This is a genomic window from Rhodococcus sp. APC 3903 (assembly GCF_030407755.1).
Classification (GTDB): Bacteria; Actinomycetota; Actinomycetes; order Mycobacteriales; family Mycobacteriaceae; genus Rhodococcus_F; species Rhodococcus_F erythropolis.
On sequence record NZ_JASDCV010000097.1, the window covers coordinates 1 to 690 of the forward strand.

Here is a 690-nt window from a genome sequence, read left to right on the forward strand (position 1 = left end):
GTGTCGAGGGCGTTGCTGCCGGGTCTTTCGACGTATCGTTGAGATTCATTCCGTCGGCAACGAGAGCTGGGTAGATCATGCAGGAGCGTGCGGTCCTCACGCGCCAGGCCGTCATTTTGGGTGCTGCGAAGAGCTTCGAGAAGTTCGGGTACTCCGCCAGTCTGGGCACGATCTTGCAACACGGGGGCGTGTCCAAGGGTGCGATGTATTTTCATTTCGCGTCGAAGGAGGAGCTTGCGCACGCGGTCATCGCAGCGCAGCACGGAATGGCGATGGAAGGTACCCGGAGGGTTGCTGCGCATTCCGACATCGCGGTCGAAACCCTGGTGCTCGTTTCGCAGGAGATGGCTCGGCAGCTTGTGACCGAGCCCATCGCGCGAGGTGGCATGCGGTTGACGATGGAGATCGGCAGTATTCAAGGTCCCATCGAACAGCCGTATCTCGATTGGATCGAGGCTATCAAGCAGGTGGCAACCCAAGCGGCCGAAGCCGGCGATATCGTCCCGGGCACCGATATCGACGCGTTGGCTCGATTTGTGGTGGGGTCGTTCACCGGAGTGCAGATTCTCTCGGAAATGCTTACGGGCAGAACCGATCTGTACGAGCGGTTGAGTCAGATGTGGAACTTGGTGCTGCCAACGATTGTCCGCGAGGACAAGTTGGCGCACGTCATGCAACTGGCGGCGCTTG

The 690-nt window shown here is 59.7% G+C and carries 1 protein-coding gene; it reads left to right on the plus strand.

The genetic code is table 11. The annotated features are described in order from the left end of the window. Positions 1-77: 77 nt before the first annotated feature. Positions 78-690 (plus strand): ScbR family autoregulator-binding transcription factor (locus QMA15_RS32690; protein WP_290289366.1); only part of this gene is annotated, 613 nt, incomplete at its 3' end.